We start from the raw sequence: 17,651 nt of genomic DNA, 5'->3' as shown, positions 1-17,651 counted from the left end.
CCTGTCACGACTTCGCGGCTAGGGGGCGGGGATGAAACGCCTCCTCCCCCTGCTGCTGGGCGCCAGCGTCGCGCTCCCCCTCCCCGCCTTTGCCGACAGCACCGTTCCAGTTGCCGAAAGCCGTCAGCCGGTGACGATCCTGGTCTCGATCGACGGGTTCCGCGCCGACTACCTCGATCGCGGCATCACGCCCAATCTCTCGGCCCTGGCCGCACACGGGATCAGCGCGGCGATGCGCCCCTCGTTCCCCAGCAAGACCTTCCCCAACCACTGGACGCTGGTGACCGGCAAAGTGCCCGATCACCACGGCATCGTCGCCAATCGCTTCGAGGATCCGGCCCGACCGGGCGAAGTCTTCACCATGGCCAGCGACGATCCCTTCTGGTGGAACGCCGCCGAGCCGATCTGGGTCACCGCAGAGAAGGCGGGAATCCGCACCGCGACGATGTTCTGGCCTGGCTCCAATGTCGCCTGGGGCGGCCAGCGCGAGAAGCGCGAATGGAGCGAAACCACAGGTGGCACGCGCCCCTCGGATTGGCAGCAGTATAACCAGGCCGTCACGCCGGTGCAGCGCGTCTCCGCCGTGATCGACTGGATGCGCCGCCCTGCCGCCACGCGGCCCAAGCTGGTGACGCTTTACTTCGATCAGGTCGATACTGCCGGACACCACTACGGCCCCGTCGATCCGCACACCGACGAAGCGATTGCCGATGCAGACCGGGACATCGGCCTGCTGGTCGAAGGTCTGCGTGAACTGGGCCAGCCCGCGAACCTCGTGATCGTCGCCGATCACGGCATGGCCGCCACCTCCAGCGAACGCGTAATTGCGCTCGACAAACTCACCGATCCCAAGCTCTACGACGTGGGCGATACCGGCCCCTTCGCGACGATCACCCCCGCCAAGGGCAAGGACGCCAAAGTCGCGGCGGCGCTGCTGAAACCACACGATCACATGCAATGCTGGCGCAAGCAGGATATCCCGGCGCGCCTGCGCTACGGCACCAACCCGCGCATCGCGCCCTATTTCTGCCTTGCCAAGACGGGCTGGGAAATCGCCAAAACCGCACCGAAGGAAGCCAAGTCGGGCGGTTCGCATGGCTACGACAACGCAGCGCCGGAAATGGCCGCATTATTCGTGGCAACGGGACCAGCGTTTCGCCCAGCGGGCAAGCTGGCCGCGTTCGACAATGTCGACGTTGCACCGCTACTGCGCGACTTGCTGGGCCTACCGCAAGCCAGTGATGGAGACGGTAACGATACGCCGTTCGGCCCGGTGCTGACGGCGAAGTAGGTTCGACGACAAATGGGAGCGTCAGCCGCCGGTAGCCTCAGCGGAAGGCTGTCCGGCGGCTGCCGTACAATTCACCTCGCCATCGGTCAGGAATGCCACGCGCTCCTGCGAATCGTGGAGCACCAAGCGCGCCGGCCAATGCATATGGTCCGATCCACCTTCGTAATCAGGCAGGCTGACCAGATCGACCCATGTTGAGAGGCCGACGTAAGTTGTCCGCGCATTGCCCGGTAATTGCGCGCTTTCCAGCTTTGCGGCGTAGCGCTTCAAATCGCCGTCGATGCGCATGAAGCCTTCTTCGGAATTGGCGATGAAGATCGGATCCGCGTCGCCTTGCTTGCGGAACTGGCAGCCGGGCTTGTCCAGCCCGTAACGCTCAACATCCACCTTGGTGATGGGCTTGGGGACGATCGGCTTGAACGGTTCCTTGCTCATCCGTTCGACCATCGCGACATCTTGCCGGTCTTCGGCGTCCTTGCGGGCCGGGTCTTCCCTTCCGCACGCGGTCAGGGAGGTCAGCGCGGCAAAGGCAAAGATGATGGATCGCGTCATTTTCGTCCGAACAGCTTCTCGATATCCTGATGTGCAAGTTTAACCCACGTGGGGCGGCCATGGTTGCATTGCCCCGAACGCGGCGTGCGTTCCATTTCACGAAGCAGCGCGTTCATCTCCGCCACCGACAGCGAGCGGCCGGCGCGGACCGAGCCGTGGCAGGCCATCGTCGCCAGAACGAGGTCGAGCCGTTCGCCCAGCAGCAGCGCATCGCCGTTCTTGGCCAGATCGTCCGCCACGTCGCGAACCAGCGCGGTAACGTCGCTTTTGCCCAGTACCGACGGAACTGCCCGCACCAGCATGGCGCAAGGGCCGAAACGTTCGAGCGTGAGGCCGAATTGCGCCAGATCGGCGATCTTGTCTTCCAGCGCGTCGCAGGCCGCTTCTTCCAGTTCGACCACTTCGGGCAGGAGCAGCGCCTGGCTGCGCACCATCGCATCCTCGGCACCGGCCGCCTTCAGGCGTTCGAGCACGAGCCGTTCATGCGCGGCATGCTGGTCGACGATCACCAGGCCATCCTCGGCCTCCGCGACGATATACGTGCCTGCCACCTGGCCGCGCGCAACGCCCAGCGGATAGCTGACCGCTTCCTCGGTTTCTTCCGGCGCCACTTCGGCGCGACCGGAAGGTTCGGCCATGACTTCGGCTTCGTAGGAGCGCCATGTCGAACCGGCTTCGCCAAGCCGCGGCGCCGCCGGACGCATCGGTGCCGAAGAATAGTTCGGCGAATATTGGCGCGCGAACAGCGACCCCAGCGCGGGGGCAGGCTCCGGCGCGCGGGGCGCGACGGGTTCCACCTGCCACATGTCCATCGCGGCAGCCTGCGGCGGCTGCGCGCTCTTCTGTCCGGACAATTCGAGGGCATGGCGCAGCGCGCCGACCAGAAAACCGCGAATGAAGGCGGGGTCGCGGAAGCGCACCTCGGTCTTGGCGGGGTGCACGTTCACGTCCACTTCCTCGGGCGGAAGCTCGAGGAACAGTGCCAGCACGGCATGACGATCGCGCGCCAGCATGTCCGAGTAGGCACCGCGCACCGCGCCGACCAGCAGGCGGTCCTTGACCGGCCGGCCATTGACGAAAAGATACTGGTGATCGGCAACGCCGCGATTGTAAGTCGGCAGGCCGGCCACGCCGGTCAGCCGCGCCGTGCCGCGCTCGGCATCGATCAGCACGCCGTCATCCGCCAGCTCCCGGGCGACCAGACGCGCCACGCGCGACGCCAGTTCCTCACGCGGCTGCACCGCAAGAACGCGGCGCCCCTCATGCTCCAACACGAAGCCGATGTCCGGCCGCGCCATGGCAAGCCGGCGCACGACGTCCTGACAGGCGGCGTATTCGGAGCGGGGCGAACGCAGGAACTTGCGCCGCGCAGGAACTTTGCCGAACAGGTCCTCAACCCGAATCCGCGTTCCGGGAGGCAAGGCGGCGGGCGAATCGACGGCCACCTGCCCGTGATCGACCACCCGCTTCCAGCCTTCCGCCGCATCGTGCGGGCGGCTTTCGATGGTCAGCCGTGCGACCGATCCGATGGAAGGAAGCGCCTCACCCCGGAAACCCAGGGTGGTGACCAGTTCGATCGCCTCGTCCGGCAATTTCGACGTGGCGTGCCGTTCCAGCGCCAGCGCGATCTCGTCCGGACGCATGCCGCAGCCGTCGTCGGTCACCTCGATCATGTCCAGCCCGCCCGATGCGAGCCGCACGGTGATCTCGGTTGAGCCCGCGTCGATAGCGTTTTCCACCAGCTCCTTCAGCGCGGAAGCCGGCCGTTCGACGACCTCGCCCGCGGCGATGCGGTTGACGAGGTGCTCTGGAAGGCGGCGGATAGTGGGCATTTTCAAATCTCTGGTTCGGCAGCGATGGGGTGCTTGGCAGCACAGCGGGAATGGGCCCGGCGCTACATTCACGAACTGTTCCAGTCCCTAGCGACGAAGCGCGAGGAATTCGAGACAGGCCCCTGCGGATTCCCCCCAAAAATTGACACAAAATTTTGGCGTTTCGCAAATCGATGGGCTAAGGGGCTCACTCTCCTTCAAACAAGCCGGCTACGCCGTCCCCAAACAGGGCGGCAAGCGGCCTGAAAGACAACGGATTACTGATGGCTTCGCCCTTCTCGCGATTCTTCAAGCTCGGCTCCCAGAACATGGCTATCGACCTGGGTACCGCCAATACGCTCGTCTATGTTCAGGACCGTGGGATCGTGCTGAACGAACCGTCGGTGGTCGCCATCGAGACGCTGAACGGCGTCAAGAAGGTCAAGGCCGTGGGTGACGACGCCAAGATGATGATGGGCAAGACGCCCGACAACATCGAAGCCATCCGCCCGCTGCGCGACGGCGTTATCGCCGACATCGAAATCGCGGAAGAGATGATCAAGCACTTCATCCGCAAGGTGCATGGCAAGAAGAACCTGTTCCGCTATCCTGAAATCGTGATCTGCGTTCCCTCGGGCTCGACCTCGGTCGAACGCCGCGCGATCCGTGACGCCGCTTCGAACGCCGGCGCCAGCCAGGTCTACCTGATCCTCGAACCGATGGCCGCCGCGATCGGCGCCGACATGCCGGTTACCGAACCGGTCGGCTCGATGGTGGTCGACATCGGCGGTGGCACCACCGAAGTCGCCGTGCTTTCGCTGCGCGGCCTTGCCTACACCACCTCGGTCCGCGTTGGCGGTGACAAGATGGACGAGGCGATCGTCTCCTACGTCCGCCGCCACCACAACCTCCTGATCGGCGACGCCACGGCGGAACGTATCAAGAAGGACTATGGCATCGCCACGATCCCGGCCGATGGCATCGGTGAAACGATCCACATCAAGGGTCGCGACCTCGTCAACGGCGTGCCGAAGGAAATCACCATCAGCCAGGCCAACGTTGCCGAGGCGCTGGCGGAACCGATCGGCGCGATCATCGAAGGCGTGCGCATCGCGCTTGAAAACACCGCCCCGGAACTGGCGGCCGACATCGTCGACCAGGGCATCGTGCTCACCGGCGGCGGCGCGCTGATCCAGGGCCTGGACGACTATCTGCGCGAAGAGACCGGCCTGCCGGTCAGCGTCGCGGAAGATCCGCTGTCCTGCGTCGCGCTCGGCACCGGCCGCGCGATGGAAGATCCCGTCTATCGCGGCGTATTGATGTCCGCATAAGGGTTCGCGCGGGCGGCGCGGCCATCACGGCCCGCGCCGCCCGCTTTGATTCTGGCGAAGCGTTCGCCAGCCAGGGAAATCACGGCGGCCCGTCCGCCCTTGTTTCAGGAGTGCATGGCGCATGGCGCCGCCCGCAAACAGGCGCTCCAGCTATTCGCGCAGAGCGCAATATTCCACCTTTCTGAGCTATTCCGCGGGCGTTCTGGGCGCTGTCGTGGGGTTGGGGCTCGTGGTGGTCTCGCTGGTCAACCCCGACGTGTTTTCCCCGCTGCGCGGGCTTGCCTCCGATGCGACGGAGCCTGCCACGCAGGCGGCCGCCAGCGGACGCGAGCTTGGCCGCAATGCGGTCGCAGACGTGTCCGGCTTCTTCCATTCGGGTAGCGAGAATGCGCGCATTCGCCGCGAACTGGCAGAGGCGAAGGTCCGTCTCGTCCAGGCCGATGCCACGCGGGTCGAGAATCAGCGCTTGAAGGCGCTGATGGGCATTCCCGAAACCGACGCCACGCCGGTTGCCTTCGCACGCCTGACCGCATCGACCGGCAGCAGCACCCGCCGTTATGCCACCCTGGGCGCGGGCCGCGATCGCGGCGTCGTCACTGGCATGCCGGTTCGTTCGCCGATGGGCCTTGTCGGCCGCGTGCTCGAAGTGGGCTCATCCAGTTCGCGCGTACTGCTGATCACCGACAGCGAAAGCCTTGTCCCCGTTCGCCGTTCCACCGACGGGGTTCCCGCCTTCGCACAGGGCGCGTCCGACGGCACCTTGCGGATCCGCCTGATCAACCTGGGCATCAATCCGCTGAAGAAGGGCGACGTGCTCGTCACTTCAGGCTCTGGCGGGCTCTACCGCCCGGGCACGCCGATGGCGATCGTCACCGAGTTGCTGCGCGATGGCGCGATTGCTCGCGTGCTGAGCAATCCTTCGGATACCGATTACGTAATGGTCGAAAGGACCTGGGCGCCGCCTCCACCGCCGCCGCCGGCCGCGACGACCGATGGCGTCAAGCCGGCAGGCAAGCGATGAACCTGTTCAAGGCGCCGCACCACAACCACACCCGGCGTAGCATCAATCGCGCGCCTTGGCCGCCGCTGGCGCGTGCGTTTCCGTGGCTGACGATCCTGCTGGGATCGGTCGTTCCATCATGGCTGATGATCGCATCGGCCCCGGTGATGCCGCCGCTGGGATACCTGATCTTCCTGTCCTGGCACCAGCTTCGCCCCGGCCTTCTGCCGATCTGGGCGGGCCTGCCGCTCGGCCTGTTCGACGATCTGTTCTCGGGCCAACCCTTCGGCTGCGCGGTACTGCTCTGGTCGACTTCCTCGATCGTGCTCGATCTGGTCGAAACCCGCCTTCCCTGGCGTAATTTCGTGATCGAGTGGCTGGTGGCGAATGGCCTGATCCTCGCTTATATCGTGCTGTGCCTGGGCCTCGCCAACGTTGGCGGGGCGGATGCTCCCCTTCGTGTGATCGTACCGCAGATCGTGATTTCCGTGCTTGCATATCCCCTTGTCGACCGCTTCGTAGCTATCGCCGACCGCTTCCGCCTGAAGCCGTTCCTGGTCGCCCGATGAAGATCAACTTCCGGCGCCTGATTCAGCCGCGCCACGTGAGTGCCGGTACGCTGCGCAACAGTTTCGACCGGCGCAGTCTTGTCGTCGGCGGCATCCAGGGCGGCATCGGCGTGCTGCTGGCAAGCCGCATGGCGTACCTCGCGATCGGACAGAACGAGAAATACAAGCTTGAGGCGGAGAGCAACCGCGTCAACCTCTCGCTAATCCCGCCGCGCCGCGGCTGGATTCTGGACCGTAACGGCACCCCCCTCGCCTCCAACCGCGCCGACTTCCGCGTCGACGTCGTGCCGGAGCGGATGGAGGACAGGGCGCACACGCTTTCGGTGCTCGGCCAGCTCCTCAGCCTGACGCCAATCGCGATGCAGGATCTTGAGGACAAGATCGAGAAGTCACGAGGGTTCGCCCCCGTCGAAGTTGCTAGCGGCCTTGATTTCGAGCGATTTGCCTCGGTGAGCGTCCGCCTGCCGGATCTCCCCGGCGTCGTCACCCAGCGGGGCTATTCGCGCTTCTATCCGCTTGGTCCCGACGTGGGACACCTGATCGGTTATGTCGGCCCAGCCTCGGCCGAGGAGTACGAGAAGGATCACGATCCCGTCCTGATCACCCCCGGCTACAAAGTGGGCAAGGATGCGCTCGAAAAGTTCTACGAGAAGGACTTGCGCGGCAAACCGGGCGCACGGCGCGTGGAAGTGACCGCGTCAGGCCGCATCGTGCGCGATCTGGACACGCGTGAGGACGTTCCGGGCAAGACCATCAAACTCACTATCGATGCCGGCATCCAAGAATATGCCTCGCGGCGCATCGGCGTCGAATCGGGCGCCGCAGTCGTCATGGACTGCCAGACCGGCGACATCCTGGCGATGTGCTCGATGCCCAGCTTCGATCCCAACAGCTTTTCGGATGGCATCGGCCGTCTCGAATGGAAGATGCTGTCGGACGACGACCACGTGCCACTGCGCAACAAGGTCCTGCGCGGGCTCTATCCGCCGGGCTCCACGGTCAAGCCGATGGTCGCGCTCTCGTTTCTGGAAGCCGGGCTGGACCCGAACGAATCGGTATTCTGCAGCGGCGGTCTACGCGTGGGCAACCGCGTGTTCCACTGCTGGCAGCACCACGGCCACGGCCAGGTCAACATGGCCAAGGGCGTCTACCAGAGCTGCGACGTTTACTTCTACCACTTCGCCCAGCGCATGGGCATGGACCCGATCGCCGCGATGGCGAGCCGGCTGGGTCTCGGCCACGATTTCCCCTTGCCGGTTTCCGGCCAATCCTACGGCACCGTGCCCAATCCGGCATGGAAGCTGAAGAAGTATGGCAAGGAATGGCAGACCTTCGATACGGTCAACGCCACCATCGGTCAGGGCTACTTCCTGGTGAACCCGCTCCAGCAGGCGATCCAGGTTTCGCGAATCGCCAGCGGCAAGATCATCATGCCGCGCCTGATCCACGGCCACGATTATGAGCCGCCCAAGCCGCTCGGCATTCCCGAAGAGCATCTGGCCTATATCCATCAGGCCATGTCGGACGTAGCCAACGGCCCCGGTTCGGCCCCGCACGCACGCCTGCCGTTTCCGGATATCAAGCTAGCCGGCAAGACCGGTACGGCCCAAGTCGTCGGCCTTAACGTTGGCAACGGCAAGGGCGGCCAGTGGAAGCACCGTGACCATGGTCACTTCATCTGCTTCGCGCCAGCGGACAATCCCCGCTATGCTTGCTCAGTCGTGATCGAACATGGCGGCGGCTCCGGTGCTGCCTATCCGGTCGCCCGCGACATCATGACGTACATCTTCGACAAGCAGAAGGGCATGGATATCCTGACCGAGCTTGAGAAAGGTTGGGGCGGTACTCCGAAGGAAAGGCTCGACGCGCGTTACCGTAAGTACGCCGCCGAGTATGGCGTTGGTGCGCCTGCCGTATCGCCAGAACAGGAAAGTGAAGCTGCCGATCAGGCCGATTCTGCTGTCGAGCCGCAGCAGCCGATCGTGCGCGATGCTCAATCGCCAGCGCCTGAACCAGCAGCCGCAGGCAATCCGGCGCCCGGAGCATCGCCCTCGCCTGCCGCCACTGCCCCTGTAGCGCCCGGACCCGCGCAAAATCCCGGAACTCCGCAATGATCAGCCGTTCCATCGTTCCCGACACCATCGCCCGCCAACCCTGGGGAATGCTGGTGCCGCTGATGGGGCTGGTCGCGCTCGGTGCGGCGGTGCTCTATTCGGCGGCCGGCGGCAGCCTTCAGCCCTATGCGCTGAGCCACGTACTGCGCTTCTTCGTGTTCCTGGGCATGGCCATCGTGATTTCCCGCTTCAGCCGGGATTTCTTCCGCATGGCGGCCTATCCGCTTTATGGCGCCATCGTCATTCTGCTGGTGCTGGTGGAAGCCATCGGCGCGGTGGGCGGCGGCAGTCAGCGCTGGCTCAACCTGGGCTTCATGACGCTTCAGCCGTCAGAGCTTATGAAACCGGCCATCGTGCTGGTGCTGGCGCGTTTCTATGAAACGCTGCCCCACGCGATGACGGCAAGCTGGCGCGGCCTTGTGCCCGCGGGGATGCTGATCCTGCTGCCGGTGGCTTTCGTCGCCATCCAGCCCGATCTGGGCACCGCGCTGGCGATCTGTTTCGGCGGCGGCGTGCTGATGTTTCTGGCGGGCCTGCCGATGTGGTGGTTCGTCGGCGCGGGCATCAGCGCCCTGATCGCCGGCCCGATCGCGTTCTTCACGCTGCTGCACGACTATCAGCGCAACCGCGTGCTGACCTTCATGGATCCCGAAAGCGATCCGCTGGGCACCGGCTACCACATCACCCAGTCCAAGATCGCGATCGGATCGGGCGGCATCTTCGGCAAGGGCTTCGGCAACGGTTCGCAAAGCCACCTGCAATACCTGCCCGAACCGCATACCGACTTCGTCTTCGCCACCATGGCGGAAGAATGGGGCATGGTGGGCGGATATTTCGTGCTGTTCGTTTTCGCCGTGGTGCTGACCTGGGGCATGCGAGTGGCACGCAATGCGCCTGATCGATTCTCCAGCCTGCTGGCCGCCGGCATGACCGCGACGATCTTTTTCTACGTGGCGATCAACCTGATGATGGTGATGGGCCTGGCGCCGGTGGTGGGCATCCCGCTGCCGTTCATGAGCCACGGCGGCACATCGATGATGACGAACATGATCTGCATCGGCACGCTGATGGCGATCAACCGCTGGAGCAATCGCCCCAAAAGCATTTCATGAAAAAAATCTGACACTACCCCCTTCCCATCCAAATTTTTGCCGTTATAGGGGCCTCTCCGCCGCCGAGGAGGAGCCCACAAGGCTCTGAAACGGCAGCCCGGCCAGGGCAAGGTGTGGACGCATAGCTCAGTTGGTAGAGCAGCTGACTCTTAATCAGCGGGTCCTTGGTTCGAGCCCAAGTGCGTCCACCAGTCCTGTCCATACGCGGAAACGCGTGGACGCATAGCTCAGTTGGTAGAGCAGCTGACTCTTAATCAGCGGGTCCTTGGTTCGAGCCCAAGTGCGTCCACCATTTCCGTACCTTACGCGGCAACGCGTGTGGACGCATAGCTCAGTTGGTAGAGCAGCTGACTCTTAATCAGCGGGTCCTTGGTTCGAGCCCAAGTGCGTCCACCACCGCCGCCTTCCTACAGTCTGTAGCAAGCCCCTGCTTCGGGTGCCTTCCAGACATAACTCCCCCATCGCATCTGTCGGTCGACCGCGTCAGCAGCCGTGTGACTTGTACCCTTCATGGCCCCGGGCATGCCCGCCGCCTTGCGAATCGCCGGCAGACGACCTGTCGAAGCCGGAGAAGGTCGGAAAACTCCTGCCGATCGAGGCTTGCTCCATCTTGCCGATGACGCTCTCTGCCGGTTTCATGCCCGCCTGCGCCTGAGCCGACAGCATCAGGGCAAGCCCCAGCGCAGACCCAGCCATTACGGTCCTGTGCATTGCAGTCCTGTTCATGGACCTTCCTTTCCTTGAGCGATGCCCGGATCCGCCCCTGTTCGCTTTCAGGGCTGGATCCGGGCACGCGCAGTCTTGTCCTGCCAAGGCTAGGCCGGACTTATGAAGGATCCTGAAAGAGCGGGTTTAATCGACATTAACGACGATCCGTTCGGCAGGCGCAGCCAGTGCACCTGCCGAACGGTCATTTCGCCGTGTCTTCGTCCTCTTCGGCTGCGGGCGGCGCACCGCTGCCCATGGCCTGCGCGTCGATCTCGCGCGCGGTCTTGTCGATCTGGGTGCGCGCAGCCTCATAGCGCTCGTCGAAGGTGGGCTCCCGGTGGCAGCCTGCAAGCGCTGCCGCAGCCACCGCCAAAGCCACGGGGCAGAGGAACACGCGCCGCATCAATAGTCCTTCTTGATCTTGACGCTGAGCGAGGTGACGCCCGATCCACCGGCCTGGCTCAGCACCGACAGCCAGCGCGTCACGCTGACTTCCAGCTGCGTCGCGGTAAAGCCGCGCGCGTCGGTGATCAGTTCGACGTAGATGTCGTCCGTCAGATACTGGCCAGCCGCCAGGGCCGTGCCGCGCCCGCTCGCCTCATCCGGACTGAGAATGCGCAGGCGGTCGATACCCGTCGCCGAGCGCAGCTTGCCCAGCGGGTTCAATCCACCGCCACTCGCCCGCAGCGAGTTCAGCGAGGTGGCCAGCTGGACCGCCTGGATCGCCGAAAGATTCGCGATCGAACTGCCGAACAGGATCCGCGACAGGATTTCGTCGTCAGGCAGGCTGGGATCCGAACTGAATTCGATCTGCGGATTGTAGGCGCGGCCGGAAACGGCGACGGTCACATTGACGTCCTCGATCGTTTCGGTGGCGGTGAGCGATATCGAGGGATCGATCGTGCGGCCGCCGTTGAAACTGATCTTGCCTTCCGAGATGTTGAAGGACCGGCCTGCGAAATCCAGGTTGCCGCGGATCAGCGTCACATCGCCGCTCATCGACGGTGCCGCAGTGGTTCCGCTTACCCTGAAATCGGCGCTCCATTCCGAATCGAGCCCCATGCCCGAAACGTAGAGCTTGTCCGGCGCTCGCAGATGCAGGTCGAGCCGCAGCGACGAGAAGGCGGATGACATCGGCTCAGCCTCTTCATCGCCGGTGACGCGGGTGGGTCCGGACTTCGGCTTGAAGCGCACTCCGGTCAGATGCGGCACTTCCACAGCACCTTCGCGGACGATCTCGTACCGGGTTTCCGGCAGCCGCAATTCGCCCGAAAGCAGTGCGGTCTCGCCCGCCTTCTTCGTCAGATTGACCGTCCCGGTTGCGCTGGCGGAAAGCGAAGCACTGCGGGCAAGGCGTGCGCGATCCAGCTTGACGGTCAGGTCCATCGGATAGCCGGCCGCCGCCGCCAGACTCATCCGGCCACTACCGCTGACCGTGCCGTTGCCGGCATTGGCGTTCAGCGATTGCAGTTCGAAACTGTTGCCGGTGAAACGACCCTCAAGGGTCATGTTGGTCAGCCTCGTGCCGAAGGCCTGATACTCGTAAATGAGATCGCGCCCCTTCACGAGGCCGTTCACGCATGGATCGGACAGCTTGCAAGAGAAGTCCGCCGCCAGCCCCATCGAACCCGTCAGGGTCTGCCCGGGTTGGCCGGCAAAGGAGAACAGCGTATCGGCCGGTCCGTTGTACCGGATGCCGCCGCCCAGCGGCGCATCCATCAAACGCTTGGTCCAGCTCCCCTCACCCGGCGGCAATGGCCGGAGCGTTGCCTCCATCCGGCCAATGACGCTGCCGCGCTTGCGGATCACCGCATGGGCTTCGACGCCGTCCGAAACGAACTTGCCCAGGAAATTGATATCGACCGGCTGGCTGACCGTGCTGGAACTGGTGCGCGTGAAGTTGTTCACGGTCAGGCGCGCATCGGCCTGTGGCATGGCGTTGCCGTTGGCCTGCTCGAAATCGAGACTGCCGCTCGCCTGCCCGCCAAGGCCGTAGCCCGGCACGAATGCGTTGACGACGCCGACGTCGAGGTTTTCGAGGCGGGCCTGCAGCTTCATGCCATCGCCGTAATGTCCAGCAACGCGCACCGTACCGCGACCGGCCGAGAGGGTCGTCGGCAGCAGTTCATAGCCATCCTTGCCCGGAACGATCCGTGCAGGGCTGAGCGTGCGCACCGATTGCCCGCGAACACGCCCCGAAACCGCCACGCGCCACAGTTCGGGCGCCAGATCGGCATTGAGGCCCAGTCGGAACGGAACGCCGCTGACGCCTTCGACCAATGCCTTGGCCTGCCCCCGCCCGTCGCGATAGTTCACCAGCACGCGTGCGGCGGCGATGTCGAACGCGCCCAGCGTGGTGCCGGCCAGCTGCGCATCGGCGATCACCAGCGGCTTGTCGTACAGAACCGCGCGCCCGTCGATCAGGGCGGACCCGATAGTGAGGTTCGCCGGGCCGGGGAACACGGCATCCTTCGCGCGCAAGTTGAAGTCCACCGCCTGGAACTTGCCGTCGCCCGAAAGACGCAGCGCGCCGCCTATGCCATTGCCGTTGGCGGTCAATTCCCCGGCGAAGGGGCCCGCCGCCGTTTGCGTCAGCTGCCCTGCGAAATCGACGCCGGCAAGGTTGGCGCTGTTGATCTGCAGGGCCAGCTGCCGCCCGGTCTGCACGGTCACGTCAGCGCGAAGCGGTCCGTAGTCGGTGTCGCTCTTTACGTCGAAACGATAACCGCCACGCACCCCTGTTATCCGCGCGTCAAGATTGGCAAGGCCGATGCCGAAGCCCGGATGCTCGGCCGTGAGATGGGCATCGGGATTGGTGAGAGTGCCCGTTACCCGCACGCCCAGCGCGCCGTAGCGATCCGATGCTCCGCGCGCGGCAAGGGTGATGCGGCCATCGGGCGACCAGCTTCCCTGCCCGTCCACGATCCGCAGATCGGGTGCGTTCATCCGCAGAGACGAGAAATGTACCACCCCGTCCGAGCCATAGCGGACGTGCGAGGATGCCGCGAAATTGCCGCCGAGGTAGTTTTCGAGACTGGCGTTGAGCAGCTTGCGCGAACGGGCGTGAACGGTGCCCTCCAGCGCAAATCCGTTTCGCTCGCTCTTGAGGTCCATGTTCGTGTTGATGTCGAACACGCCCACGCTTTCAAGGCGGTAATTGTCGATCCGGCCGTTGATAGCGCCGGTATAGAAGCCCTTGGCGACGTCTGCGGCAAGGATCAGCTTGGCATCGATGCGATCGGACCTGAGGCGCATGTTGTCCGAAAGAACGCGCGTGCCGTCTATAGCGATGTCGCCATCGAGGCGCACGTTGGCCAGCGTGCCGCCGGCAACGGTATCGAGCCCGACGATCCGGTTCACGCGTGCCGCTACCGGGATCATGATCTTGCCGGCATCGACCCGTGCCGCGCCCTGCGCGCTTAGCCCTTCAAGGCCCATGTCGTTCATCGAAAGACGCGCGGCATTGATGCGATACGCCGCCTTCGGCCGCGTGAATGCTCCATCCAGCGCAAGCGAGGCCGTCAGCCCCGAACCGCTGAGATTCTTCGCCATCACCGCCGGCTTGAGCAGCGCAAATTGCAGGCGCAGATCGTCGAACGTGTTGTCCGACAGGTCGATCACACCATTCGGCCGCAACGTGAAGGCATCGCTGGATACAAGGCCAGAGAGCTTCGCGCGCCGCTTGTCCAGCACGGCCGTAAGGTCGAGATTGGTGATCGGCCCCAGCAACCCGGCCGTGGGCCCGGTGAACAGCCGCGCAATCCGCGTCGGCCCCTTGATTGCAAAAGTGCCATCGCGCGCGGCCAGCGAAAGCCGCGCCATCTCTCCGCCGCCGAGGTCGGCATCGAAAGTCCCGTTCCAAACCTTCCAGTCGCCCTTGCCGTCAAGCCGAAGCGCCAGCGGCTGCTTGAAGCCCCCAAGGGCCGCGATCACACCGCCCGTCGGCGCATCGAGATCGACTTTCAGCGCCAGCCGATTCCTGGCCGGCACGGCATCGAGCACGAGGTCGAACCGGTCGCCACCTTCCTTGCCTTCGATGGCGATCGTGCCGCCCTTGGCGAATACCTGCGCGCGGCCATCGGCGATGTGCGCGCGGCCATCCACGGTGAGAATGCGGCGAACGCCCGCCACTGGCGGTTCGGCGACGAACCGGCCGATCCGCAGCCGGCCTACATCGATGTCCAGATCGGGCAGCAGCGGCGCGTTGCTAGGCGGCGTGGGCTTGAACTTGGGCGTGCGGCGAAGGACCATCCGTTCGGCCACGGCGCTGCGCACGTCTACGTGCCTGCGCAAATAGGCGAAGGGGCGCCAATCGACATCGATCTCGGGAGAATAGAGGAACTCACCCTGCGGATCGCTGACCGATAGATCGTGCAACGTCATCTTGCTGTAGAGCGAGCCTTCGATCCGGCCCACCTTGATGCGCATCCCATTGTCGAAACGCAGGCCCGCGATCTGTTCGGCAACGAAACGGTGCCCCGGCCCGGTATCGATCCCGAAGATCACCGCCGCCGCCAGCACCACCACGCCGAGCACCAGCCCGACGATGGTCTTCAGCGCACGGATGCGCAGGCGGCGGCCCAGCGTGGGTCGTGACCGAACCGTTGAATCGAGGGCTTCGTCCCCTGCTTCATCATCCCGCGGCAGGGTATCGTCGTCCTGGCTCATCAGAATGCCTGCCCGATCGAAACGTAGATATTGATGCGCGATTCGCCCGGTTGCCGGTCGATCGGCGTCGCCACGTCGAGGCGCACCGGACCGAAGTTGGTGTAGAAGCGCCCGCCGATGCCGACGCCGTACCGAAGGTTGTTGAATTGCGGGATCTTTTCCCGATAGGCCTGCCCGGCATCGACGAAGGCGACGACGCCGTACGTGCCAAAGCGATAGCGCGCCTCGACCGATGCCTCGTTCAGGCTGCGCCCGCCCACGGCCTTGCCGTCCGGCGCCTGCTCGCCCAGCGCCTGATAGGCATAGCCGCGCACCGAGCCGCCGCCGCCGGCATAAAGCCGCCGCGAAGGCGCGATATCGAACAGCCCTGCGCCCTGGATCGTGCCAAGCCGCACGCGCCCGGCCAGCACCAGACCGTCCGTCACCGAATAATAGGCCGAACCGTCGACGCGGCTGCGCACGTAAGGATTGAAGCCGCCCTTCACGGTCGCTTCCGGCTGCACGAGCGCCGTGAAACGGAAACCCTTGGTGGGATCGAGCAGACTGTCGGTCTTGTCGAAGCCGGCCTGCCCGTTGACGCCGACGACGTAGTAGAGCTTGCGGTCCCGGGTGCCGGTGGAGACGTTATAATCGGTCTCCCCAGTGATCAGGGCTTCGGCGCCGTAGGCATAGGTGAATTTCTTCTGCCACAGCGGCGTGGAATCGCGTGCCATGCGCACAGCGATGCGGCCGGTGTAGGCGCTGTAGGCGTCGTAGTCGTTGTGGAATGCCTCGGCCACCATTTCGAAAGTGCGGTCGCGCTTGCCGGCGTTCGAGCGACGGAACGTGGAACTCACGCCCTGTTGCTTGGTGCCCGCGATGGCGCTGAGGATCAGTGCACCCTCGGGCGGGAACATGTTGCGATGGGTCCAGCTCGCCTGCGCGCTCAAACCCTCGCCCGTGGCGTAGCCCACCGTGCCGGCGATCGTGCGCGGCGGCCCTGCGTCCTGCTGCACGTGAAGCGTGACGTATTCGGTGCCATCCGTCCCCGCAAACTCGCCGGTCTTGCGCGGCTCGACCGAGACGGTGGAGAAGAGATTGGTGGCCACGAGCGCCTTGCGCAGGTCATCCACCTTGCGGCTGTCGTAAAGCTGCCCCCGCTTGAAGCGGGCCAGCACCTCGATGTGCTTTTGGTCGAACGCAAGATCGCCGGCAGTGGTGAAACCGCCGAACCGGCCGCGCGGGCCGACGTCGATCGGCAATGTATAGACACCGTCGCCGGTGTCCTGGTCCAGCAGGATGTCCCGGTCGCCCACATGCGCGAAGGCATAGCCGTTCTCAGGCAGGGCAAGCCCGACTTGCGCTTCGGCGCCCTGCACTCTTTGGGCCACGATCGGATCACCGACCTTGAGCGCGAAGTTGTCCGCAATCAGCGTGGGCGGAACCGTGGGATCCGCCTTCACCACGATATCGGAAAAGACATAGCGCTTGCCGGGCGAGACGGTCATCACCGCCGTCAACGGCGGCTCGCCCTCGCCATTCCGGCCACGTTCCACCCGCGTCTTGATGATGGGCGAATACCAGCCTTCGGATGCGAGCACGGTCTGCATCAAGGTGGCGTCTTCGGACAGGCGCGCGCGCAGCATGGCGATGTTGGCCGCCTTGCCGCCGGCCTTCTTCAGCGCCGAGTGCGACCTGAACTCACTCCTGAGGTCGACATCGGTAAGATCGTCGGCAGCTTCCAATCCGTCGATCCGCGTGGCGTAGGCCACCTCGGTATCCTTGGACTGCTCTTCCGCTTCCGCGAACTGGACGGGCGTCACCTCGAACTGGTCGATCGGCGGTAGCGGCGCGGACAGTTCGGCATCGCGCACCGGCGCCTGGCCTACGGGCGCGGTATTGCCCTCAGCCGCAGCTGGCGTAGCTTGCACATTGCCGGGCTGCGGCGACGACCCGCTGGTCGCAGCTGGGCCGGTCGCTTGAGCCGCCGTCTGCCCAGATTGGCCAGATTGGCCGCCCGCCAGCCGGCTTTCGAATTCCTGGATCGATTCGAGCGGCTTGTCGAGTTCGGGATCGTCCTGCGCATCCAGCTTCGGGATCGACTTGTTGAACTCGTCGTCGGGAATGATCGGTTTGACCTCTGGCAAGGTCACGTCCGCGGGAGGCGCCGGAACGTCCAGCTTGCCCGCCTGCAGGCTGTCATCCTGCGAGGCTTGAGGCTCGGCGCGATTGGGCTGCGCGCTGTCCTGCTGATCCGCCTTCGCCGGTTGCCCGGCAGCCGGAGTTTCGGCCTGATCGGCATCCTGCGCCTGTGCAGGCGCGGCCCATGCCAGCATCATGGCCAAAGTAATCAAACCCGCACCATCGCGCAGGCGCCGGGAACCGGCTCCGTCGTGATGGCTTAGCCTAGGCATGAGCAGCGCGATGAGAGATCCCCCTGTCGAGGCTGGGCAACGTGCCCCCTCGTGCTTTACCGTATCGCATTGCAACAGCGAAAGTTCCCGCCTGCAAGGGGG

General features: G+C 64.7%; 12 protein-coding genes and 3 tRNA genes. 9 read left to right on the top strand and 6 right to left on the bottom strand.

Going from position 1 to position 17,651, the window contains the following annotated elements:
• Positions 1-31: 31 nt before the first annotated feature.
• Complete coding sequence (locus WBP07_RS05755; RefSeq protein WP_395394804.1) at positions 32-1,291, top strand: ectonucleotide pyrophosphatase/phosphodiesterase; 1,260 nt, start codon at positions 32-34, stop codon at positions 1,289-1,291.
• A gap of 21 nt (positions 1,292-1,312) precedes the next feature.
• On the opposite strand, the gene WBP07_RS05750 is transcribed toward WBP07_RS05755, so the two are convergent.
• Both WBP07_RS05750 and mutL read right to left on the bottom strand, forming a co-directional pair.
• Positions 1,313-1,843: a hypothetical protein gene (locus tag WBP07_RS05750; protein ID WP_395394803.1), complete on the bottom strand. Its 531-nt coding sequence runs from the start codon at positions 1,841-1,843 to the stop codon at positions 1,313-1,315.
• Entirely contained in the window at positions 1,840-3,675 is a 1,836-nt protein-coding gene (mutL, locus tag WBP07_RS05745; protein WP_395394802.1) for a DNA mismatch repair endonuclease MutL, read from the bottom strand. Before mutL ends, WBP07_RS05750 begins: the two co-directional genes overlap by 4 nt.
• A gap of 263 nt (positions 3,676-3,938) precedes the next feature.
• Here mutL and WBP07_RS05740 point away from each other — a divergent pair, with 263 nt between their 5' ends.
• The 8 genes from WBP07_RS05740 (at position 3,939) to WBP07_RS05705 (ending at position 10,176) form a co-directional block, all read left to right on the top strand.
• Complete coding sequence (locus tag WBP07_RS05740) at positions 3,939-4,985, top strand: rod shape-determining protein (protein WP_142633493.1); 1,047 nt, start codon at positions 3,939-3,941, stop codon at positions 4,983-4,985.
• A gap of 121 nt (positions 4,986-5,106) precedes the next feature.
• Positions 5,107-6,006: a rod shape-determining protein MreC gene (mreC, locus tag WBP07_RS05735; RefSeq protein WP_395394800.1), complete on the top strand. Its 900-nt coding sequence runs from the start codon at positions 5,107-5,109 to the stop codon at positions 6,004-6,006.
• Positions 6,003-6,554, top strand: a complete 552-nt coding sequence (locus WBP07_RS05730) for a rod shape-determining protein MreD (RefSeq protein WP_395394798.1) — start codon at positions 6,003-6,005, stop codon at positions 6,552-6,554. The genes mreC and WBP07_RS05730 overlap by 4 nt, the downstream gene beginning before the upstream one ends.
• Positions 6,551-8,668, top strand: a complete 2,118-nt coding sequence (gene mrdA, locus WBP07_RS05725; protein ID WP_395394797.1) for a penicillin-binding protein 2 — start codon at positions 6,551-6,553, stop codon at positions 8,666-8,668. The genes WBP07_RS05730 and mrdA overlap by 4 nt, the downstream gene beginning before the upstream one ends.
• Positions 8,668-9,780 (top strand): rod shape-determining protein RodA, encoded by a 1,113-nt coding sequence (gene rodA / locus WBP07_RS05720; protein ID WP_395395731.1) that lies wholly within the window; start codon positions 8,668-8,670, stop codon positions 9,778-9,780. Before mrdA ends, rodA begins: the two co-directional genes overlap by 1 nt.
• 115 nt (positions 9,781-9,895) lie before the next feature.
• Positions 9,896-9,971, top strand: a tRNA-Lys gene (locus WBP07_RS05715).
• A gap of 25 nt (positions 9,972-9,996) precedes the next feature.
• Positions 9,997-10,072, top strand: a tRNA-Lys gene (locus WBP07_RS05710).
• A 28-nt stretch (positions 10,073-10,100) separates the two neighbouring features.
• A tRNA-Lys gene (locus WBP07_RS05705) sits at positions 10,101-10,176 on the top strand.
• 87 nt (positions 10,177-10,263) lie between these two features.
• On the opposite strand, the gene WBP07_RS05700 is transcribed toward WBP07_RS05705, so the two are convergent.
• From WBP07_RS05700 to WBP07_RS05685, 4 genes are all read right to left on the bottom strand, one after another.
• Complete coding sequence (locus WBP07_RS05700; protein ID WP_395394796.1) at positions 10,264-10,506, bottom strand: hypothetical protein; 243 nt, start codon at positions 10,504-10,506, stop codon at positions 10,264-10,266.
• 184 nt (positions 10,507-10,690) lie between these two features.
• Positions 10,691-10,882: a hypothetical protein gene (locus WBP07_RS05695; RefSeq protein ID WP_395394795.1), complete on the bottom strand. Its 192-nt coding sequence runs from the start codon at positions 10,880-10,882 to the stop codon at positions 10,691-10,693.
• A gap of 8 nt (positions 10,883-10,890) precedes the next feature.
• The gene (locus WBP07_RS05690) at positions 10,891-15,156 is read right to left on the bottom strand and encodes a translocation/assembly module TamB domain-containing protein (RefSeq protein ID WP_395394793.1); all 4,266 of its coding nucleotides are present in this window, start codon (positions 15,154-15,156) and stop codon (positions 10,891-10,893) included.
• Positions 15,156-17,474 carry an autotransporter assembly complex family protein gene (locus WBP07_RS05685; RefSeq protein WP_395394792.1) on the bottom strand — a complete coding sequence of 773 codons (2,319 nt, stop codon included), beginning with the start codon at positions 17,472-17,474 and terminating at the stop codon, positions 15,156-15,158. The genes WBP07_RS05690 and WBP07_RS05685 overlap by 1 nt, the downstream gene beginning before the upstream one ends.
• Positions 17,475-17,651 lie beyond the last annotated feature (177 nt).

The organism is Novosphingobium oxfordense (assembly GCF_044029435.1).
Classification (GTDB): domain Bacteria; phylum Pseudomonadota; class Alphaproteobacteria; order Sphingomonadales; family Sphingomonadaceae; genus Novosphingobium.
The sequence above is the reverse complement of the archived record's forward strand: the minus strand, read 5'-3'. Positions and strand labels throughout refer to the sequence as shown.